The 20,365-nt window shown below is 69.0% G+C and carries 19 protein-coding genes and 1 pseudogene; 9 read left to right on the top strand and 11 right to left on the bottom strand.

Annotated elements, in window-relative coordinates; genetic code table 11:
• Positions 1 to 9 precede the first annotated feature (9 nt).
• Genes OG985_RS05465 through OG985_RS05455 form a run of 3 tightly spaced genes read right to left on the bottom strand, consistent with a single transcriptional unit; the run spans position 10 to position 2,548 of the window.
• On the bottom strand, positions 10 to 1,188 hold the full coding sequence (locus OG985_RS05465) for an oxygenase MpaB family protein (protein WP_371667069.1): 1,179 nt from the start codon (positions 1,186 to 1,188) through the stop codon (positions 10 to 12).
• Between the two features lie 36 nt (positions 1,189 to 1,224).
• Positions 1,225 to 2,280 carry a polyprenyl synthetase family protein gene (locus OG985_RS05460; RefSeq protein WP_371667068.1) on the bottom strand — a complete coding sequence of 352 codons (1,056 nt, stop codon included), beginning with the start codon at positions 2,278 to 2,280 and terminating at the stop codon, positions 1,225 to 1,227.
• Positions 2,270 to 2,548 (bottom strand): polyprenyl synthetase, encoded by a 279-nt coding sequence (locus tag OG985_RS05455; RefSeq protein ID WP_371667067.1) that lies wholly within the window; start codon positions 2,546 to 2,548, stop codon positions 2,270 to 2,272. The genes OG985_RS05460 and OG985_RS05455 overlap by 11 nt, the downstream gene beginning before the upstream one ends.
• A gap of 554 nt (positions 2,549 to 3,102) precedes the next feature.
• On the opposite strand from OG985_RS05455, the gene OG985_RS05450 reads away from it, so the two are divergent.
• The 3 genes from OG985_RS05450 to infA all read left to right on the top strand — a co-directional run bounded on the left by OG985_RS05450 (position 3,103) and on the right by infA (position 4,557).
• Entirely contained in the window at positions 3,103 to 3,375 is a 273-nt protein-coding gene (locus OG985_RS05450) for a hypothetical protein (RefSeq protein WP_371667066.1), read from the top strand.
• Positions 3,376 to 3,544: 169 nt separating this feature from the next.
• The gene (locus OG985_RS05445) at positions 3,545 to 4,336 is read left to right on the top strand and encodes a GNAT family N-acetyltransferase (protein WP_371667065.1); all 792 of its coding nucleotides are present in this window, start codon (positions 3,545 to 3,547) and stop codon (positions 4,334 to 4,336) included.
• Positions 4,333 to 4,557 (top strand): translation initiation factor IF-1, encoded by a 225-nt coding sequence (gene infA, locus OG985_RS05440; protein ID WP_371667064.1) that lies wholly within the window; start codon positions 4,333 to 4,335, stop codon positions 4,555 to 4,557. The genes OG985_RS05445 and infA overlap by 4 nt, the downstream gene beginning before the upstream one ends.
• Before the next feature lie 335 nt (positions 4,558 to 4,892).
• Here the strand turns inward: infA and OG985_RS05435 are convergent, their stop codons facing one another.
• Positions 4,893 to 6,107 carry an MFS transporter gene (locus OG985_RS05435; protein WP_371667063.1) on the bottom strand — a complete coding sequence of 405 codons (1,215 nt, stop codon included), beginning with the start codon at positions 6,105 to 6,107 and terminating at the stop codon, positions 4,893 to 4,895.
• A gap of 68 nt (positions 6,108 to 6,175) precedes the next feature.
• On the opposite strand from OG985_RS05435, the gene OG985_RS05430 reads away from it, so the two are divergent.
• The gene (locus OG985_RS05430) at positions 6,176 to 6,571 is read left to right on the top strand and encodes a MerR family transcriptional regulator (RefSeq protein WP_371667062.1); all 396 of its coding nucleotides are present in this window, start codon (positions 6,176 to 6,178) and stop codon (positions 6,569 to 6,571) included.
• A gap of 10 nt (positions 6,572 to 6,581) precedes the next feature.
• Here OG985_RS05430 and OG985_RS05425 read toward each other — a convergent pair whose 3' ends face one another.
• Positions 6,582 to 7,694, bottom strand: coding sequence for an LLM class flavin-dependent oxidoreductase (locus OG985_RS05425; RefSeq protein WP_371667061.1), 1,113 nt, complete (start codon positions 7,692 to 7,694; stop codon positions 6,582 to 6,584).
• A gap of 412 nt (positions 7,695 to 8,106) precedes the next feature.
• Here OG985_RS05425 and OG985_RS05420 point away from each other — a divergent pair, with 412 nt between their 5' ends.
• Positions 8,107 to 8,655: a phosphatase PAP2 family protein gene (locus OG985_RS05420; protein ID WP_371674265.1), complete on the top strand. Its 549-nt coding sequence runs from the start codon at positions 8,107 to 8,109 to the stop codon at positions 8,653 to 8,655.
• A gap of 344 nt (positions 8,656 to 8,999) precedes the next feature.
• Here the strand turns inward: OG985_RS05420 and OG985_RS05415 are convergent, their stop codons facing one another.
• Positions 9,000 to 9,212, bottom strand: a complete 213-nt coding sequence (locus OG985_RS05415) for a hypothetical protein (RefSeq protein WP_371667060.1) — start codon at positions 9,210 to 9,212, stop codon at positions 9,000 to 9,002.
• Positions 9,213 to 9,554: 342 nt separating this feature from the next.
• On the opposite strand from OG985_RS05415, the gene OG985_RS05410 reads away from it, so the two are divergent.
• From OG985_RS05410 to htpG, 3 genes and pseudogenes are all read left to right on the top strand, one after another.
• On the top strand, positions 9,555 to 10,736 hold the full coding sequence (locus tag OG985_RS05410; RefSeq protein WP_371674264.1) for a PP2C family protein-serine/threonine phosphatase: 1,182 nt from the start codon (positions 9,555 to 9,557) through the stop codon (positions 10,734 to 10,736).
• 250 nt (positions 10,737 to 10,986) lie between these two features.
• A pseudogene (locus OG985_RS05405) lies at positions 10,987 to 11,205 on the top strand (hypothetical protein); the annotation flags it as partial.
• 461 nt (positions 11,206 to 11,666) lie between these two features.
• On the top strand, positions 11,667 to 13,568 hold the full coding sequence (gene htpG / locus OG985_RS05400) for a molecular chaperone HtpG (RefSeq protein ID WP_371667059.1): 1,902 nt from the start codon (positions 11,667 to 11,669) through the stop codon (positions 13,566 to 13,568).
• Positions 13,569 to 13,761: 193 nt separating this feature from the next.
• Here the strand turns inward: htpG and OG985_RS05395 are convergent, their stop codons facing one another.
• From OG985_RS05395 to OG985_RS05385, 3 genes are all read right to left on the bottom strand, one after another.
• On the bottom strand, positions 13,762 to 15,417 hold the full coding sequence (locus tag OG985_RS05395; protein WP_371667058.1) for an IS1182 family transposase: 1,656 nt from the start codon (positions 15,415 to 15,417) through the stop codon (positions 13,762 to 13,764).
• A 177-nt stretch (positions 15,418 to 15,594) separates the two neighbouring features.
• Entirely contained in the window at positions 15,595 to 15,960 is a 366-nt protein-coding gene (locus OG985_RS05390) for a darcynin family protein (protein WP_371667057.1), read from the bottom strand.
• A complete protein-coding gene (locus tag OG985_RS05385; protein WP_371667056.1) occupies positions 15,950 to 16,867 on the bottom strand; it encodes an NAD(P)H-binding protein in 918 nt (305 codons plus the stop codon). Before OG985_RS05385 ends, OG985_RS05390 begins: the two co-directional genes overlap by 11 nt.
• Positions 16,868 to 16,976: 109 nt before the next feature.
• Between OG985_RS05385 and OG985_RS05380 the strand changes: the two genes are divergently transcribed.
• A complete protein-coding gene (locus OG985_RS05380) occupies positions 16,977 to 17,969 on the top strand; it encodes a LysR family transcriptional regulator (RefSeq protein ID WP_371667055.1) in 993 nt (330 codons plus the stop codon).
• Here OG985_RS05380 and istB read toward each other — a convergent pair.
• Together istB and istA are read right to left on the bottom strand one after the other, a co-directional pair.
• On the bottom strand, positions 17,966 to 18,736 hold the full coding sequence (istB, locus tag OG985_RS05375; protein ID WP_189845846.1) for an IS21-like element helper ATPase IstB: 771 nt from the start codon (positions 18,734 to 18,736) through the stop codon (positions 17,966 to 17,968). The genes OG985_RS05380 and istB overlap by 4 nt on opposite strands.
• The gene (gene istA, locus OG985_RS05370) at positions 18,733 to 20,151 is read right to left on the bottom strand and encodes an IS21 family transposase (RefSeq protein ID WP_331719138.1); all 1,419 of its coding nucleotides are present in this window, start codon (positions 20,149 to 20,151) and stop codon (positions 18,733 to 18,735) included. Before istA ends, istB begins: the two co-directional genes overlap by 4 nt.
• Between the last annotated feature and the right edge of the window lie 214 nt (positions 20,152 to 20,365).

Here is a 20,365-nt window from a genome sequence, read left to right as displayed (position 1 = left end):
CCGAGTCGGCTATCGGGTCGGAGGCCACGCGGTGATGGCGACGGCCGGCGGGGTCCAGCGGCGGGCGCGAGGCACCGCGTCGGAGACGCCGAAGTCCTTCTTCATGTCTTCGGGAATGGCGTAGTGCATGACGCGTCCGCGGGTCAGGGAGGACAGCTCGAGGACGGTGGTGAGGTGGCCGAGGCGGTCAAGGGCCCAAGCGCCGAGGGGGGAGCGGTCCTCGATGGTCTCCAGGACCCCCAGGAGATGGGGGACGGTTTTGACGACTGTGTCCCACGCGGTACGGGGGACTTCCAGCCAGTCGGAGCAGGAGTCGCCGATGAGGTGCCGGATGAGGGCGGAAACGATCGGGTCGAAGAACGTGCCGGGGACGACTTCCTCGTAGAGGTCGATGAGCTGCCGGGTCAGGTGGGCGCCCTCCTCGGAGGGACCCATGTGCCGGACCATGTACAGGTCCAGGAACTGCCGAGCTTCCTCAAGGGACTTGGGTACGGCGTCCTGGTCGACTCCAAGCATGGCGCCGACCACACGCCAGGCGTAGAAGTAGGCTTCGGCGCCCTCCACGGACATGTGGATGCCGAGGCGGTGCAGGCTGTCGAGGACGAGCAGTGAGAAGAACATCTGCCCGCCGATCATGTCCTCCTGGCAGATCGGCGTACCCAACGACGTGATGTCCCACCGGTTTTCCCGCGCCAGGTGGTGGCGGATGGAGGCGTGCAGCAGGCGCACCTTCTGCGCGGCGGGGATGAAGCGGCTGCCGGCCTCGAACGCATCGGGCTGCATGAGGTGGACGGTGAACTGTCCGGTCTCCGCCATGCGCTTGGAGGGATACTCCAGCGAGTGTGTCGACGACAGTAGCTTCGCCACGTGAGGCACCACATAGCAGGCGGGCATGGCGGCGAACGACAGGGCGGTGGAGATGTGCACGTTGTTGTCGATGAAGAACAGCCGGGCCTTCTCCATCTCGCCCCAATCCACCCAGGCCGGCGGCACACTGGTCGCCTCGAGATAGTCGCGCGCCACGTCCGGCAGCCCGTCGGGCAGCGGAGCGCCCGCTGTGGAGACGTACCGCATCAGCGCGTTGAACTTGCCCACTTCCCCGCGTTGAAACAGGGTGGCGACGGTGGCATCGGCGAGTTCGTCGCCCACCTGCCGCAAGCCGTCCATCGACGCCTCGGTATAAGTCATGGCAATGGCTCCCTTGGTCTGTGACGGCCTGCCGGGTCAGTACTGGCGGTGCGCGGCCGAGTGCGCCAGGGCATGCAGAGCCGTGGCGGCGGGTTTGGGCAGGGGCAGGTCATCCAGCGCGCTGAGCGCCTCGTCGATGCGCTGGGAGATCATGGTCTCGACGCGGTCCGGCGCCTTCAGGCGACGCATCAGCTCCCGCGCCTCCCGCAGCAACCGCCCGTCCGGATCCGGGCGGCCCACAATGGCGCGCAACCGCTTGCGTTCCGCGCCATCGGCACGGTTCCACGTCTCGGCGAGCAGGGCGGTGGGGCGGTGACCGCGCAGATCGTCGCTGCTCTCCTTGCCCGTGACGTGCGGATCGCCGAACAGGCCGAGCAGGTCGTCGCGCAGCTGGAACGCCTCCCCGAGAGGCAGGCCGTAGGCGCTGTAGCCCGCGCGCAGGGACTCGCCGGCCCCGGCGAGGACGCCGCCGATCAGCAGGGGCTGCTCGACGGTGTACTTGGCGGTCTTGTAGCGGACCACTTTCAGCGAGGCCGTCGTGTCCGGGGCGCCGGCGGTGTGCAGGATCTCCAGACACTCACCCGCGATCAGCTCCCTGGCCAGGGCTCCCCACAAGGGGCGCGCCCGGCTGAGGTAGGCGGCCGGCAGGCCGCTGGTGGCGAACAGTTGTCCCGCCAGCGACATCAACAGATCCCCGACCAGCATCGCCAGCGACCGCGCCGCATGGCCGACGCGACCGCCGCCGCACACCGCCGAGCGCAAGGCGAGGTGAACGGTTGGCCGGCCGTGCCGCAGCGGACTGTCGTCGATGAGGTCGTCATGGACCACCGCCGCGGCGTGTACCAGCTCCATCGATGCCGCCGCCCGCACCATCGCGTCGCTGTCCGGCTGGCCGACCGCTCGCCAGCCCCAATAGCAGAATGCCGCCCGCAGTCGTTTGCCCTCCGCCACCACCGACTCCAGCTGCCCGGCGACCGAGCCGAGCGCCGGATCGATCGCCGTCAGCTGATCGGCCTCCGCGCTCACGAACTCACGCAGCACCTCATCGACGCGCGCCTTGAACGCCGTCGCATCCCACCACTCAGACACCATCGCCTGCCTGCCGGGCCAGGACGTGCTGGGCCAGGACCTCCAGATGGGCAGGCGGCACTGTCGCGTACCGGTCCAGCGTCAGGCGGCCACGGGCCAGCAGATCCTGCTCCGCGTCTGACGCCAGCTGTGCGGCGTCCGACCGGCGCAACAGCCCGCGCACCGTCCCCAGGGCCGACCCCAGTGTGCTCACCGCCAGGTCGGCGAGACCTGCCACCAGCAACACGGCCTGCTCGTCCAGGCCCTCACGGCGTTCAGCACCATGCGTCACGTCTTCCCCCTCGTGGAATCTCCCGGGCGATGCCGGTTGCGGCGCATGCAACAGCGTTGCGATCCAACTGCCGGGAAAGGAGGCGAACTCACCAACGGGTGATCACTTCGCATGGACGTACGTGTTGATGCCTCCGTTCGCTTCGGCGCGCGCCCCCACTGCTCCGAGGCCAGCGTCAGCACTGTCCGGAGCGTCCGGGCCGCGCACGCGGACCCGTCACGCCGCCGCACCGAAGCCCTGTCAGACGGAACGCGACTCCGAAGCCGTGCGTAGGGCCCTCGCCGCCCAACCGGTGCTGTCCGATGCCCCCGACGGCGCCTCGGACCCTGCCGACTACCGCGGCGCGGGCGTCTCCACCGGCTGCGACGATGACAGCGTGGGTGCGGCGTGGCTGCACGCGGACCGTGTCTACGCCGTCACCCGCACCCGTCAGGCGGTCATCGACCACTACGCCCGCACCGCCGCCGCGGCGGGCTGGCGCCGCGATCCCCGCGGCGGCCACCACCGGCGGTCAGGGCACATGTTGGACCAAGACCGCCCACGGCGGTCATCTGGTGCTCGCCGTCGACTTCCGACTCGGTGGCTGGTCGCCTGCCCCCGACCCCGGTTCGGGCATCACCTATGAGGTCTCGGTCGGCGCGAATGCCGACGGCGGCGCCGAGGACGCCGACTGCTGGAACGACATCGAGGTGTCCCGGGGGAGCCGTCCCGGCCGCCACCTCTCCTCGGTCGACTCCCGCGTCTTCACCGGCCTTTGGCTCACCGTGGCGTCGCCTCGACCGATCCCGTCGACCTTGTGGGCACGCCGTGGAAAAGGGATTGAGTGAGGCGGCGCCCCGCTGCTACCTTCGCGCTGGACCGTGAATTCGTCGTATGGAGGTGAGCCCCGTGAACACAGTTACCCAGGGGTGCTCCCTCAACCCGTCACGGTCCGGCGGCTGACGTTCGGTGTCGCCAGGAGCGCCTGAGATCGAGGCACTCTTGAAGGAGACTCCGATGGACATGAAGCCTTTCACAGCTGGCCTGAGCGAGAACGCGGTGATGATCACGCGCGTCGCGGACAGGCAATGGCATGCACTGGATGACGACCTGGTGGTCGGCCGCGGGCACGCGGCACACCGGCCCGACGGACGCTTGTTCGTCAGCATCGACGCCTGGCACGACGCCACCTTCGACCGGCTCGCCGAGGCGATGGTGGCGGAGCTGCCGGCGCCGCTGTACACGGTGGTCGACGAAGCCGACGTCGAGCTGGCGGCCGGCTGGCGGCGGGCCGGTTTCACGATCCGGCGCCGCGAGTGGGAGTACGTCGTGCCGACCGACCCGCGCGTCACAGGACTCGAAGCAGTCCTGCCGCCCTCGGGCGTGACGATCGTGCCCGCCGGTCAGGCGGACGAGAGTCTGCTGCGGGCGGTGGACCGCGCGATCCGTGACGAAGTCGAGGCGAACGTCGGGTGGCAGTCGATGCCCGCGGAGGTGATTCCCCGCCCCGAAGGCGACACCATCGTCGACCCGTCGAAGTACGCGGTGGCCGCTGCGCCGGACCGCTACCTGGGTCTGATCCGGGTGGTGAGGGTGAACCGGCCGCGCATCGGGCTGGTCGCCGTCCGAGCCGGCGAGCAGCGCCGCGGCATCGCGCGGGCGCTGCTGGCCCACGCGCTGGGGACGCTGCACCGCTCCGGGTACGCCGCGGCCTGGACCGAGGTCCAGGAGTCCAACCAAGCAGCCTCGGCGCTGTTCGACGGCATCGGCGCCCGGCCGATGAGCAGCAACCTGGAGCTGGTGCGATGACAAAGAACAAGAACGTCATCGAAGTCGAGGGCAAGGTCGTCGAGTGCCTGCGCAGCGCCATGTTCACCGTGGAGCTCGGGAACGGCCACCAGGTGCTCGCGCACATCAGCGGGAAGATCCGCAAGAACTACATCAAGATCATGCTGGAGGACCGGGTGCTGGTGGAGCTCCCGCCGTACGACCTGACGCGCGGCCGGATCGTGTTCCGGTACCGGAACTAGCGGCGGTCGGCACCTTCCGCAGTAGCTGATCCTGGGCCCCGGTCACGGCGTTTCCGTGACCGGGGCTCCGATGATCGCTCGCACTGCCACGGCGGCCACCGCTTCAGCCGCCGCCGGGTTGGTGTGACCACCCGGCCGTGGATTGTGGACGCAGACCTGTGGGCGCTGATCGCGCCGCTGCTGCCGTCCTGGCCCGAGAAGGGTCCTGGCCGGCGACCGGTGCCGGACCGGCTGTGCCTGCGGGCATCCCGCAGGTGCTGCACCGACATCGCCCGGTGACTATGACCCGCCTCTGCGCCGGCACCGGCAACAACGGCTCGATCAACGACCACGGTTCATGGTGCGTCTTGGTCCGCTGTGGCGAAGGCGTGCTTTCGCGTGAGGGTGATCACGGTCAGGCTGACGGCTCCGAGCGCTGCCGCGGCGATGGCGTCGGCGGCGATGTCGACGCGTTGCAGGAGTATGCCGCCGATGATGCCGCCGAGTGCCATGGCCGCGTTCCACAAGGTGACAAGGATGGCTTGCGCGGTGTCGGCGATGGCTGGGCTGCGTCGCATCCCGGCATGACCGGCGGCGGTCTGAAGGAGCGTGGGTGTACCGCCCCATCCCAGGCCCCACGCGAGGGCTGCGACCCAGATGCCGGCCTGTGCCGTGGTGGCGGCGAAGGTGGCCGTGGCGACAGTGAACAGCGTTGCGGCGGTCAGCGCGAGTCGACGAAGGTGTCTGTCTATGTGGCTGCCGGTGTACCAGATGCTGACCAGGCATGCGATGCCGAAGGCCAGCAGGATCGCGTCCACTTGGGTGGCGAGGCCGGCCTGCCGCAGGTACGGCGCGATGTACGCGTAGATGATCGTGTGACCAAGGACGAAGGTCACGACGACGGTCATGATGGTGGTGACCCCAGGGACCCGGAGCGTTTGCCGGGTGGTCGGCTTCGGCTCTGCGGCCGATGCCGTCGGTTGGCTGATGGCGGGAACGCTGAACGTGATCCACCCGACGACGGCGAGGGAGACCACTGAGACGGCAGCGAAGGACGCTCGCCACCCGATCTGTTGCCCGATCAGCGTTCCGGCGGGAACACCTAGCGACAGCGCCAGGGGGATCCCGGTCATCGCGATCGCGATGGCACGGCCTTCCTGGCCGGCAGGCGCGATTCGCCGCGCGTTTCCGGCAAGGATGGCCCACGCGAGTCCGGCGGCGACGCCGGCGAGGAACCGTGCGACCAGCATTACCGCGTAGCCGGGCGCGGCAGCGGTGAGCGTGTTCGCGACCAGGAAGACGGTCATGGCGGCCAGCAGCAACGGCTTGCGCCGCATGCCCGTCGTGGCTGCGGCCAACGGTATGGCGGTCAGGGCAGTCCCGGCGGCGTACACGGTGACGGCCTGGCCCGCCGCACCGGAGCTGACTCCGAGAGAGGAGGACATCGGCGGGAGGACGCCCGCCGGGAGGGTCTCGGTCAGGCTGGTGATGAAGACCGCGGTGCCCAGTGCCAGAAGAGCGGACCAGGGCAGGACGTCACGTCGTGTCGGAGAGGCTGTTGTGGTCGTCATGCACTGATCGTGAAACCCTCACATTGATGTGATGGTCAAGTTCGGACCGCGCGGCTATTCTCGAGTGTGTGCGCATCGGTGAACTGGCCCGTCTGACGGGCGTGTCCCGGCGCCTGCTGCGGTACTACGAGGAGCAGGGGCTGATCGTGCCGGATCGGTCGACGAACGGATACCGGACCTACGATGAGCGGTATGTGGACCGCGTGAAGCAGATACGCGGTCTGCTGGCGGCCGGGTTGCCGACGCGGATCATCAAGCAGATCCTGCCGTGCCTGGACAAGCCCAGGTCCATTCACTTTCCGGACGCGACCCCGGAGATGCTGGCATTGCTGACCACGGAGCGGGACAAGCTCAGTGATCGGATCGAGATGCTCACCCGTAACAGGAACGCGATGACCGAGTACTTGACCGAGGTGGAGCAACATCGCGCCCCGATCGCACCCGGTCAACTGCGCAGTACCTGAAGGCCGTTCCTCACCAGACCAACTTCTGGATAATCCTGTCGGCGTCGTCCGGAAGCACCGCGGGGCGCAGCCGGACCCCGGTCAGGCCGAACTGCTCACGCCAGCGGGCGAGTTCATGAGTGAGGCGGTCCGCGGTTCCCACGAAGACGTGCGTGTCCGGTACCCAGACGAAACCGGCGGCATCGTTCAGCCGGGCCAGCCTGGACTCCGCGTGTTCGTCCGTGTCGCCCAGGACAACCGCCACGTCCGCGTACACCTCGGTCCCGGTGGCGTCCGGCGTCAGCTTCTCGATTTCTCGAAACGCCGCCAGGAGCACGGGAATCGGATGCTCGTCGGACGGAGTCACGAAGACTCTGTCAGCGACGGCGGCAGCGAGTCGATACGGCTCCAGGGCATGGTGCGCGAGCACCGCGACCTTCGGGGTGCTCGCCACCGGGACGGTCAGCGGGCCGGCCGCCGGGTACCTTTCCCTCCCGGTGAGCCGCGACGGCGCGACCATGTCCCGGTGCAGGAACGTGTCCCCGGAGCTCAGGCTCTCGGCGGGAAACGTCCTCCACAGCTCGCGCACTGTTCGCACGTAGTCCTCAGCGTCACGAAAGAGATCCCGGAGCCGTCGCGCGATGCGAGTCGGGACGTACACGTCCTCGGCCTGCAGCTGAGGCGTCGCCGGTCCACCGACCACCGTGGCATCGCGTGCGTCGGCGGAAACCTGCGGCCGCCACACCACCCGGCCCGGCCCGATTGCCGCCAAGGACGCCAGCTGGGCGGCGACATGGAACGGGTTGGTGTGCGTCACGTTGCGCGAAACCACCACCTCGCTGATGTCTGTCGTCGCCAGCAGGACCGCTGCGGTGACAACAGGATCCAGTCTGCCGCGCACCCGGTCATGGGCCTGGTCGGCGGTGCCGAAGCGATCGGTTTGCAGGCTCAGGCCGTCCTCCAGCGTGACGAAGTCGATGCCGGCTGACGCGGCCGCGCGCCCCCAGTTCGTCCAGTAGCCGCCCGTGAAGACTTCCTCGGCGTCGGTCACCGACGACAAGAGCCACGAGGCAGGGTGCCAACCCGTGCCCTCCAACGCCAGGCCGAGCCGAAACGAGCCGGGGCTCATCGAGTCTCTTTTCATGCCTCGATTGCACAACCGTCACACTGGTGTGAAGGTCAACCCGTCAATAATCTCAGTGACGCGTCTCGGAGCCTTGAGGCGGTGGCGCGGCTCGCAGCGGAAGGGCGCGTCCTGTGCCCTCGCCCACCAGGCGGAGCACCGCTGCGACCTCAGGTGTACTGGTGGCTGGCCGTCTCGGCCGCCTGTGAGGCCTCGTGGCGGGCGCCGGGTCGCTCGGGCAGCCCCACGAGCAGCAAGGACATGGCCGCCGGCACCGGCCGACCACGCCCACGGCCGGCTCGTTGCGATGCGGCCTCAGCCGGCCGCGCTCGCGCGTGAGCCTGTACCGCACGGTACGGACTGAAGGACACCGCCTCGGGGAGAAGCTGGACAATCTTCGTGTGGAAACACCGTGGCCGGATACCTGCAGATCATGAGTGTGTGGGCGGGAATGCGTGAGGTGGACGGGGTGCTGACGCGGCGGGTCGCGTCCCGTATTTCGCCGGGTGTGGGTAAGGCGTTGTCGGTGGTGGAGGAGGCTGCGGAGAGCACGAAGCTGTGGTGCGGCGCTGCCGTGGTGATGGCGACGACCGGGGGCTGGCGGGGTAGGAAGGCGGCGGCCGGGGGACTGGCGGCTTTGGCGGTGGCGCAGCTGGTGTGCAACGGGTTGTGCAAGCAGGTCGCCTGCCGTGAGCGGCCGCCCAAGGAATGGTTTGCGCATGACGAGGTGGACGATCGTCCCGGGTCGTCCTCGTTTCCCTCCGGGCACACCGCCGCAGCGGTCGCTTTCACCGCGGCTGTGGCACCGATGTGGCCGGCCGCCGGTGCGGTGTGTGCTGTGCCTGCGGCGATGGTGGCCCTGGAGCGTGTGCAGTCCGGCGCCCACTACCCCAGCGACGTGGCCGCCGGCGCCGTGATCGGCCAGGCCGCCGCTGTCCTGGTGCGCCGCGTGCCGCGGCTTGTTCTTCGCTGGTGGCGCTGACGAGCAGGCCTCGGCTGCGCGGTGTGGATCGGCGGCCTGCTCGGCGGTGCGTCGATCGCGTCGAAGTGCATGCAGGGGACGCTGCAGCGGTCAGGTACGCAAGGGTGGCGGCCTGCCGGGCCCTCGCCCACCTGCCGGCGGCCTCGGAGGGCCGGCCGGTGACGGTCCCGGACGGTGTGATCGCGGAGGTGTTCCAGCGCCCTCGACGGCCTGCTGTCCGCAGGTCCGCCGGCACGGCGCGCCGTCATGGCCGCCCAGGACGGCCCGCCCCCGACACGGACGCCGACATCCACCTCGACCGGATCGGGGAACGCCTCGCCGTGGTGGAGGTGCAGCAGGATCGGTCAGCCGCCGTCGAAGCCGCCGAGGTCCATGTCGGCGCTGTCTCCCCAGTCGGGCCCGCCCAGCGGCCCGGCCGTTTCGTGGAGCCGTTTGCTCGCCTCGGCGGAGAGGGCCGTCCCGGTGATCCCGCCTGCTACGCAGGCCATCATGAGGGCCATCCCCGAGAAGAAGCGGGCGGCCCTTGGTGGGCTGTCGGTGTCCACGTCGGGGCGCAAGAGAGGCACGGAGGGCCGCGCCGTAGCAGGCGGAATAGCCGGAAGCCACATGTGGATGAGCGAATCCACGGCTCTCACCCCCTCTACTGCCTGAGTCCCCGCTCTGATCACCGCCTGAGTCCCCGCTCTGATCACCAAAAATCACTCAAGCGGTCGAGTTGGTGTGTAGTGGAGGGTCGCGAGCCGAGGCGGGCGGTGTGCCCAGGTGCCGAGGGCGCCGACGAACGGTAGAACGTAAGGGTGAGGGACGAGAGCAGCCCTGATGAGGATGCTCGGCCGCAGCATGTGACGAGGCCGGGGATCGACTACCAGGCGCTGTTCGCGGTCACCCCCAGCCCCTGCATGGTCTTGGACCCGGATCTGGTGCTCGCCGACGTCAACGAGGCGGCCTGTCGGGTGACCGGCCGTACGCGGGAGGATCTGCTCGGACGCTACCTCTTCGATGCCTTCCCTGAGAATCCGGCGGACCCGGATGCCGACGGGGTGCGGAATCTGCATGCCTCCCTGCACCGGGTCCTGCGCTCGAGAGAGCCGGACACGATGGCGCCGATGAAGTACGACATTCCCGTGGCCGACCGGCCCGGCGAGTTCGAGGAACGGTGGTGGTCCGCGATCAACACCCCGGTGCTCGGACGGGATGGGCAGCTGGAGTGGATCATCCACCGAGGTGAGGACGTGACCTCGTTCATCCTCTCCCACCCTCGCCTGCGAGGAGGCGCGGCGCTCAGCGACGTGGAGGCGATGGAAGTCGAACTGTACGCGCGGACGCGCGAGCTCAAACGACTGAACGAGGAACTGCGCCAAGCCCACGGCCGGGAACGCCAGATCGCCGTCACCTTGCAGGAGGCCATGCTCCACTCGCCCCACCTTGCCCGCCACCAGGACATCGCGGTGCGCTACTTGCCCGCCGCCGGATCACTGAACGTGTGCGGCGACTGGTACGAAGTGGTCGACCTCCCCGAGAACAGATTCGCCGTCGCTGTCGGCGATGTCGTCGGCCACGGCCTGGAGGCCGCCGCCGTCATGGGCATGCTCCGCAGCGCGCTGTCCGCCGTCGTCCGGGCCGTCGAACGGCCCGCGAGTGCCCTGGACGTCCTGGGTCTGTACGCACGTGACGTGGAGGGTGCGCTGGCCACCACCGTCGTCCAAGCCGTCGTGGACCTCCACGCTCGCCGCATCGTGTACAGCTGTGCCGGCCACCCGCCCCCCGTCCTGCTCCACCCAGATGGCACGTGCCAGCTTCTCGACCAGGCCACCGACCCTCCGCTGGGGGCCCGTCCCGAACCCGTCCCCCGCCTCCAGTCCGACTTGCCCTACACTCCCGGCGACACCTTCGTGCTCTACACCGACGGCCTCATCGAACGGCGCGGTGAGGACATCGACGCCGGCCTACGACGCCTCACCGACGCGCTCGCCTGCCTTGCCCGCCACAACCCCGAACGTCTCGCCGACGCCTTGCTCGCGCACCTCGGTGTCAGCAGCGGCGCCCGCGACGACATCGCCCTGATCGTGCTCCGCCTATGACCGGCGCACCGCCAGTTGAACGCCACAGATGGCTACGGCCCTCCACCTCGACTCGCGGCGCACTACCGATCTCGCAGGGTTCCCTGAGTTCACGGTGCAAGCGGCGCAACTGCTGGACATGGCAGCGCTGGATAGTGGTACGGCCTGCGGAAATCTCAACCTTCCGCGACTGAGATCGATAGGGTGCTCGATCTTTGCGGTCGAGGGAAACAGGGCTGCGTCGGATCGTGGAGCCGGGCAGCATGGCGGTGTGGCTGACCTTTTGTGGGATGACGTGAGCAGTTTCTTCACCCCGGATCTGATGGGGACGTTGCCAGACCTGCATGTCCCTGAGGTTTCGGTCGAGGACTGGCAGGCGGTCCTTCAACTCGTCGCGGCGCAGGGCTGGGAGAGCGAGTACTCCGAAGGTGAGACAGCGCTGCCGCTGCCTCGGGCGGAGATCGTGCTGTCCCGCCCGGCGGACGCGGACCTGGTTGGCGCTCAGCCTGTGCGCCTTGACGCACCGGGCTGTTGCAGGGGCAGGAGCGATGGCGCTCCGGGGAACGATGCGACATGACCCGCAGTTTGCCGAGTCGGGTGGATGGCGGGACGGTCGTCTCGCTGGACTGGTCAGCCCGTTCGTCCCGCCGCCCGCAGTTCGCGGGCAAGGCGGCCCGAGCTGCCCTCGGAGGGCGCGCCCCGGATCACCTGCGTGGCAGCTGACCGCGGGCGGCTGTTCCACCCTGGCCAAGTCCGCTCCATGGGGCCACACATCCCTGGTTGGCCGGGATGAAAGCGCGGTGGTGTACTTCGGTCGTTTCTCAGCTCTCTTCCTGTCGGTCAGGCGCTGGTTCACCTCACGGGACAGTTCTTCCAGCCGCTCCGCCACCGCGTGTTTTAGAGTGACTGTCACCTTTTCCAGCTATGTAGGCACTGTGAGGGAACGCGACCATGCCGACCGAAATGTTTGAGTTCCAAGTAGAGGCCCGTCAGCTGCTCCAGCTGATGATCCACTCGGTCTACTCGAACAAGGATGTCTTCCTTCGGGAGCTCGTCTCCAATGCCTCGGACGCGCTCGACAAGCTGCGTCTGGAGGCGCTGCGGGACGACAGCCTCGACGCCGACACGTCCGACCTGCACATCGAGATCGAACTCGACCAGGACGGCCGTACGCTCACCGTGCGGGACAACGGCATCGGAATGTCGTACGAGGAGGTCGGCAAGCTCATCGGCACCATCGCCAACTCGGGCACGGCCGCCTTCCTCCAGGAGCTGAAAGAGGCTCAGGACGCTGCCGGGGCGGAGGGGCTGATCGGGCAATTCGGCGTCGGCTTCTACTCCGGTTTCATGGTGGCCGACGAGATGACCCTGGTGACCCGGCGCACCGGGGAGAGCAGCGGCACCCGGTGGTCGTCGCGCGGCGAGGGCACGTACACCCTGGAGACTGTCGACGAGGCTCCCCAGGGAACGGCCGTCACGCTCCACCTCAAGCCGGCCGATCCCGACAACCAGCTGCACGACTACACCGCCGTCTGGACAATCAAGGAGATCGTCAAGCGGTACTCGGACTTCATCACCTGGCCGATCCGGCTCGTCCCGGAGGCGGGCGACGGAGAGGCCACGCCCGAAGTCGAGACGCTGAACTCGATGAAGGCCCTGTGGGCGCGCTCGCGCGACGAGGTCTCCGACGACGAGTACCACGAGCTGTACAAGCACGTCAGCCACGACTGGCGCGACCCGCTCGAGACGATCCGCCTCCAGGCCGAGGGCACCTTCGAGTACCAGGCCCTGCTGTTCCTGCCGGCGCACGCCCCGCACGATCTGTTCACCCGGGACTTCCGGCGCGGCCTCCAGCTGTACGTCAAGCGTGTGCTGATCATGGACGACTGCGAAGCGCTGCTGCCGCCGTACCTGCGCTTCGTCAAGGGCGTCGTCGACGCGCAGGACCTCTCCCTCAACGTCTCCCGCGAGATCCTCCAGCAGGACCGGCACATCCGGATGATCCAGCGCCGGCTGACCAAGAAGGTCCTGTCCTCGGTCAAGGACATGAAGGCCAAGGACCCCGACAAGTACGCCACGTTCTGGCAGGAGTTCGGCGCCGTACTCAAAGAGGGACTGCTCAGCGACTCCGACAACCGTGACGCCCTGCTCGCTGTCGCGTCCTTCGCCAGCACCCACGCCGAGGATGAGCCGACCACGCTCCAGCAGTACGTGGAGCGGATGAAGGACGGGCAGGACGACATCTACTACATGACCGGCGAGTCCCGGCAGAGCATCGAGAACTCCCCGCACATGGAGGCGTTCGCAGCCCGGGGCATCGAGGTCCTGCTGCTCACCGACCCTGTCGACGAGGTGTGGGTCGATGCCGTGGGCGACTTCAAGGGCAAGCGGCTGAGGTCCGTCGCCAAGGGCGAGATCGACCTCGACGCCGAGGGTGACGAACCGTCCGACGATAGCCGCGACAAGCAAGCCGGGGCGTACGCCGCTCTGCTGAACTGGATGAAGGAGGAGCTGGGGGAGGAGGTGAAGGACGTCCGCCTGTCGACGCGGCTCACCGTCTCCCCGGCCTGCGTCGTCTCCGACGCGCATGACCTCACTCCGGCGCTGGAGAACATGTACCGGGCGATGGGCCAGGAGATCCCCCCGACCAAGCGCATCCTCGAACTGAACCCCGCGCATCCGCTCGTGCGGGGCTTGAACGAGGCGTACCAGCAGCGCGAGGACCGCGCTGAACTCGTCGAGACCGCCGAGCTGCTGCACGGCCTGGCGGTACTCGCGGAGGGCGGCCAGCCCAAGGAGCCCGCGCGGTTCGTGAAACTGGTGGCGCAGCGGCTGGAGCGCACCCTTCACTGATGGGGCAGGGGCGCCCGCGGATCGGCAGCCCGACGGGCACCCCGCCACAGGCCGTCGGACACCTTCGCTGAGGGGCCGGGCGACGCTGCGGAGTGAGCGGTCCGGTGTCTGGACGGAGGAGTCCACCCCAGCAGCCAGCCGGGCGCTACCTCCAAGCCCAGCCCTTCAGGACTTTGTTGGCGGATTCGCTTGCTCAGGCGATCAGTTCGAGGCCGAGGCGGGCGAATCGACTGATGTGGGTGGTGCGGATGGGGGTGCCGGTCCACCAGGCGTCGAGGCGGTGGAGGTTGAGTCCGGCGGCGATCAGGGCGTGACCGAGGTGGGTCTTGCGCAGCCCGCGGTAGGGGGTGGTGCGTGTCCGTGTCACCCGGACGGCCTGGGAGATGGTGCCCTCGACTCCGGCGCGGGTGCCGTAGGCGGCCTGCCACTCGTCGGTCTTCTGCTCGCGTCGGCGTTGGTCGAGAGCTTGCTGCTGGGGCTGGGTGAGCAAGGTCAGGCTGCGGCCCCACTTGCTCTTGGCACTGGTGCACGCCGCGCGCACCGGGCAGGCGTCGCAGTCGGTCTTGGCGAAGTGGACCCGGATGATCTCGGTGCCGGTGGGCTTGCGCTGAGCGGACCAGCTGATACTGCGCTGCCCGCGGGGACAGGTGACGGTGCGGGCCGGCCAGTCGACGGTGAAGGCGTCCTGCCCCAGGCCGCCCCCGGCCCGGCCCTGGGCCGCGGTATCGCCGCGGACCGGCCCCATCAGCTCGATGTTCTGCCCAGCGGCGGCCACCAGCAGCGCGGCGGAGGTATAGCCGGAGTCGACCAGATGGACAGCGGGCAGCAGGCGGCGTGCGGCCAGCGCGTCGTGGACGGGCGCCGTGATCTCCACGTCGGGAACGGTGGCGTCGGTGGTGACCACGTTCGTGATCAGATGCGGGGCGTCCGGCTCGCACGTCTCGGTGAAGTGAACCTTGTAGCCGTCCCAGCCCGCGCCGCGCTTGACGCTGTAGCGGGTGTCGATGTCGTAGGGGCTGGACAGCCTCAGCCTGCCCGGCGGGAGGTCCTTGCCCTCCCGCCAGCGCACCCCCTTCTCGTCGCGGTGATACTGCTGCACCCACGCGGTCCGCAGGACCTGCACCGCCTCGACGTGCCGCAGCCAGGCTGGTGTGTCAGGCGCGTAGAGGGCCTGAAGCAGCGTAAATCCGTCCTCTCCCACGGTCAGCGCCCACCGCTGGCGGGCGTCGGCTCCCTTGGGGAAGCGGAAGGAGTCGATGCGCTTGCCGTAGCGTTCGAACCACTCCGGCGCGACGGTCTGTCGCAGCCAGGCAGGCGCTGCGACGGCCAGCGTCTCCAAGGCGGCGCGCAGGGTCTCGCCCACGAACTCCATCCGGTTCAGCGTCCGCACCTGGGCCAGCACATGCGTGGAGTCGGTGCGTTGGCGGCCTCCCGCCCGCAGCAGACCTAACTCATCGACCCGTTCCAGCACCCGGTTAAGGACCAGCTTCTCCAGGCCGTGCGCGATCAGCCGGTCCCGGAACTCGCTGAGCACCGAGAAGTCGAACCCGGGGTCATCCAGCTCCAGCCCCAGCGCGTACTTGACGTCGATCCGCCCGCGCACCGCGTCCGCGGCCTGCCGGTCCGTCAGCCCCTCTGCGAACTGCAGCACGCTGACCATCGCCAGCTGCCCCGGCGACCACGCCGGCCCACCCCTGCGCGGAAACGCCCGGGCGAACTGCTCGTCCTCGAACAACGGACCGAGCTCATCCCGGATCCGCATGGCCAGACAGCCCTTGCGGAACGCTGCCCGCGCCACCCGCGCGGTGGCCTCCGGGACGGACGGAGCAGGCACAGGGCGCAGCGACATCGCAGCCCCTCCTTGCCTCCCCGCGCGATGGAACCGAACCCCACCAGACTGCCCGACCAAACAAGATCACCAAGCGCAGTCACCGGATCCGCCAACAAAGTCCTTCAGAGCCGGGGTAAGTTGACGAGAGCAGTTCGTATCCAGCGGCGTAGACAGTAGGCAGCGATCGAGTGGAGGTCAGGTGGCGAGGGTGGCCACCGGCTTCAGGCCGTAGGTGCGGGCGTAGCCGTTCTCGGTGCCCACCAGTAGGTCGACGACCTCGAAGTAGCGGTCCCAGAAGGGGGTCTCGCGCAGCGCGTCGATCAGTAGCCGGTAGGCGTCGTGGTCGTCGGCCTCCCAGACCCATATGTCGGTGACCCGCGCCGAGTAGAACTCCGTGTCGTAGAAGCGGGAGCGGACGCCGCGAGTGCGGGCCTCGATCACCGGCAGGACTTGGGTGGTGAAGGCCTGGACGCGTTCGGCCACCGTCATCGCCAGCCACTCGGGCGTGGTCTTGACCAGCATGAACGCGGTGACCGGCGGTTCGGTTCGGTCAGTGGGCATCGGCTGCCTCCGGTGTGGCGAGGACGGCGGGCTTGAGAGTCTGCGCGCACCACTGCGCGAATCCGGTGGCCGGGCCCGTCCGCGGCGAGCGGTCGACGCCCGAGTCCAGGCCCTGGTCCTTGGCGCGCTTCATGTCGACCATTGCCTCGACGAACGCCTCGTTGAGGCCGTGGCCGAGCAGGGTGGAGCGCAGTTCGTCGAGCGGCTGGCGCTGGTAGCGGACCGGACGGCCCAGCTCCCGGGTCATGATGCGGGCCAGGTCGTTGGGTGACAGGTCCTGCGGGCCGAGTACCGGAACGCTGCCGGCGCCGGTCCAGGAGCGGTCCAGCAGCAGCCCGGCCGCCGTCGCGGCGATGTCAGCGGCGGCCACCAGCGGGGCCGGACGGTCCGCGGCGACGGTGTCGGTGAAGACGCCGTTCTCGCGGATCGAGTCGGCCTCCTCCAGCAGGTTCTCGAAGAAGGACGGGTTGGCCAGGGCGCGGTAGGCGACGCCGGAGTCGGCGATCAGGTCGTCCATGGCCAGACAGGCGGTGACCAGTCCGGCCCGGGCGGCCTGCGGGGTGCCGCGGCCGAGCGCCGAGACGCCGACGACATGGCCGACGCCGTGGTCGGCGAACGCCCGCGCGGCCGGGCGGGTGAAGCCGCTGTACGCCTCGTCGGGCGTGGCCGACGCGTCCGGCGGCACCAGCCAGAAAACGGCGTCGGCCCCGGTGAAGGCGCGCTCGACGGTCGCGGCGTCGCCGTGAGAGCCGGTGACCACCTCGACCCGTCCGCGCACGGCCTCGGGGAGCCGGGCAGGGTCGCGGACCACGACGCGCAACTCGTCTCCGCGTGCGGGCGCGGCCTCGACCAGCAGTGATAGGAGCCGCCGGCCGATGTTCCCGGTGGGGGCGGTAATGACGATCATGAAAACCTCGCGGTGTTTGTCGGATCGATACGGCCCCTCCATCGTGAAGACGCCAACCGCGTTGCCACAATGGGAACTTCAGCATCCAATCATTGCCCGGAACGGAATAATGCCGGTGAGCAGCCCAGCCCCGAACCTCGACGCCAACCTCGCCGTCGCCCTCGACGCCCTGCTGAGCGAGCAGAGCGTCACCCGTGCCGCCGCGCGGCTGCACACGTCCCCCGCGGCGATGAGCCGCACCCTGTCCCGACTGCGCCGGGTGCTCCAGGATCCGCTGCTGGTGCGGGCAGGACAGGCGATGGTGCCCACGCCCCGCGCCGAGGCGCTACGGGAGGAGGCCGCCTCGGTGGTGCGCCGGCTGGAGGCGTTGCTCACCCCGAGCGGAGGGATCGACCCCGCCGCACTGCGGCGCACCTTCGCCGTCCAGGCCTCGGACCTGGTCGGCGCGGCACTGGCGCCGGGACTGCTCGGGCTGGCCCGGCGTCGGGCGCCGGGCGTCTCACTGCGGGTGCTGGCCGAGGAGTGGGAGGCGGGCCCCGCACTGCGCGAAGGCCGGATCGATCTGGAGATCGGGGCGATCGACCACGTCGACCCGGAGACCCGGGTCGAAGAGCTGGTCACGCTGCGGATGGCGGCCGGCGTCAGGGCCGGGCACCCGCTCGCCGAAGGCACCCTGACGCCCGCCAGGCTGGCCGCGGCCGAGCACGTGGCGGTCAGCCGCCGGGGACGCTTCACCGGCCCGCTGGACGCGGCCTTGGCCGAGCAAGGGCTCAGCCGGCAGGTCAGCGCCGTCCTGCCGGGACATCTGGCAGCGATGGCGCTGGCTGCAGTCGGCGACGTGGTGTGCCTGGTGCCGACCGCGCTGCCGGGCGAGCCCCCTTCACCACTCAGCGACGCGGCGCACACGCTGGGACTGCGCCTGCTGGACATCCCGCTGCCGCTCCCACCACTGACGATCGGCATGGCCTGGCACCCGCGCCACACCGCCGACGGGGCCCACCAATGGCTGCGTGACGCGGTACACCGGGTACTCCGCCCGGCCCGTGTCGGCGTACTCTCGCTTCGGGCCGGGCCGGTACGTTTGAACGTCCCCAGGTGTTAGGCCACTTCGTTCTCCCGCTCGATGGCCTGGAGGCGGTTCTTGAGCCGGTAGCTCGGGCCGTTGATCGCGATCACTTCGCAGTGGTGGAGGAGCCGGTCGAGGATCGCGGTGGCGAGGACCTCGTCGCCGAACACCTGTCCCCATTCGCTGAAGGTCTTGTTGGAGGTCAGGATGATGGAGCCCTTCTCGTAACGCTTGGAGATGACCTGAAAGACCAGGTTCGCCTCGGCCCGTTCGAGGGGCTGGTAGCCCACCTCATCGATCACAAGGACGCTCGGCCGCAGGTAGGTGCCGAGTTTGTTGACCAGCCGTCCGGCCGACTCGGCAGCCTTCAGATTGCGGACCATGTCGTCGAGACTGGTGAAGTAGATCGAGTAGCCGGCCCGGCAGGCCGCGACAGCGAGAGCGACAGCGATATGCGTCTTGCCCACTCCCGGTGGCCCCAGCAGCGCGGCGTTCGCCTTGCCGTCGACGAAGGAGAGGCTGGCGAGGTCTTTGACCTTGCGCGGGTCGAGCTCGGGCTGGAACGAGAAGTCGTATTCGTCCAGCGTCTTGTGGTGTGGCAGCTTGGACAGTCGCAGGCCCTGGCGGAAGCGGCGGTCGTCGCGGACGGCGAGCTCTTCGGAAAGGACCAGGTCGAGGAAGTCGAGGTAGCCCATCTTCGCCTCGTCGGCTCGGCGGGTGTACTCGTTGATGGTCTCCGCCAGGTGGGGCAGGCCGAGCTTGCCGGCCGTGGTGCGGATGCGGTTGCCGGTCAGCTCGCTCAAGACGACTCCTTCGTCGGGGAGTTGGTGGTGAAGGGCCGGGTGCCGGTCAGTTCGTCATAGACCGACAGCGGCCGCCGCCCGACCTCGATCTGGGTTGCAGCGGCCCGGTTCAACAGGGCCTGCAAGGGCCCGATGCGACCCGCCGCGGGGAACTCGCTCTGCGGTGGTGGCGGCTCGTCGCCCGTCGTAGTGCGGCGGTTCTTGCCGGTTGGCAGGCCGTCCCAGTGCTCATCCTGCTTGACAACCACGCCGCGGCCGACCGCCCGCGGATGGCTGGACAGCAACGTCTCGCCGCTGGCATCGGGGACGGTCGTGTGCAGCATGACCTGGGATTTCGTCGCTCTGATCTCCACCAGCTGACGCGGGCGGACCTTGCGGGCGGGCACCGAGTAGAGGTTCCCGCCGAACGCGACCAGACAGTCCTTGCCCACCGGCCGCAGATGCCGCTCGGCCACCAGATAGGGCGAGGACGGCAACGGCTTCAGGGCGGCGTGATCCCGGGCGGCCCGGTGTCCGATGACCTCGTGGTGGGTGGCGTGGGTGCGGGCGCGTCGCTGCGGCACCCACGCCAAGAACGCGGCATCCAACTCCTCGAGCGAGGAGAACGCCCGCCCGGCCAGCACGTGATCACGCACGATCAACACCTGGCGTTCGACCCGACCCTTCCCGGTGGGCCGGTAGGCGGCCAGCACGTCGATGTCGAAGTCGTAGTGGCCGGCGAAGCCGACCGCTTCCGGATGCAGCGGAACCGCCTCACCGGGAGCGACGTGCCGGCGCACGACGGTCTTGGTCCGGTCGTAGACGATCGACATCGGCACCCCGCCGAAGTGCGCAAATGCCCGCCGGTGGCAGTCGAAGAAGGTCTGCAGGTCCTGGCTCGTGGTGAAGCAGCAGAACGGATCGCGCGAGTACGACAGCACCATATGGAACGAGTAGACCTTCGGGATTCCCAGGTGGGCGAGGATCTTGCCTTCATCGCCCCAGTCGACCTGAGCCTGGGCCCCGGGAACCACCTCGAAGCGGCGGTGCATACCCGCCAACTCCCGCGGCTCGATCCCCAGTTCACCCGCGATCCGCGGCCGGGCCTCCTGCAGATAGAGCTTGACCCGCTGGTAGTTGATCGTCGAGCCGTACTCCTTCACCAGGCGTTCGTGCACCACAGCACCCTTGATGAGGATCTCTGCCCGCAGCATCGCGTCGATCAACGGGGCGACCTCGTCGACCGCCTTCTTCCGGGGCCGGCCGTTCGACGTCCGCCTCGGCGGCACCGACGCCGCCGTGCTCGACAGATACTTGCGGACCGTCTTGCGGTCCAGCCCAGTCTCCTTGGCCACCTCGGTCAGACTGACCGCCCCTGACTCGACCAGAGCACGGAACCGCCGCAGTTCCAGCCAGCGCTGCGGGTCCAAAACCACCGCGTCACCACCCTCCGCCACCCTTCACCGGACGAGCAGAAGAGTGCCGGGCACCACGATTCACCGCACCATCAAGCGTCCCTTTTCACTCGTACGCGACCGGGGACGATCGTGTGTACGCCGACAGCCCGCCAGGAATAGCCCACGGTGCAGCTCCGCGCATACACGGGGGCCCGGACACAGGCGACTCCGTCCGTCCGTTTCACCGAGAGAG

Origin of the sequence: Streptomyces sp. NBC_00289 (assembly GCF_041435115.1) — a bacterium.
GTDB lineage: Bacteria > Actinomycetota > Actinomycetes > Streptomycetales > Streptomycetaceae > Streptomyces.
The sequence above is the reverse complement of the archived record's forward strand: the minus strand, read 5'-3'. Positions and strand labels throughout refer to the sequence as shown.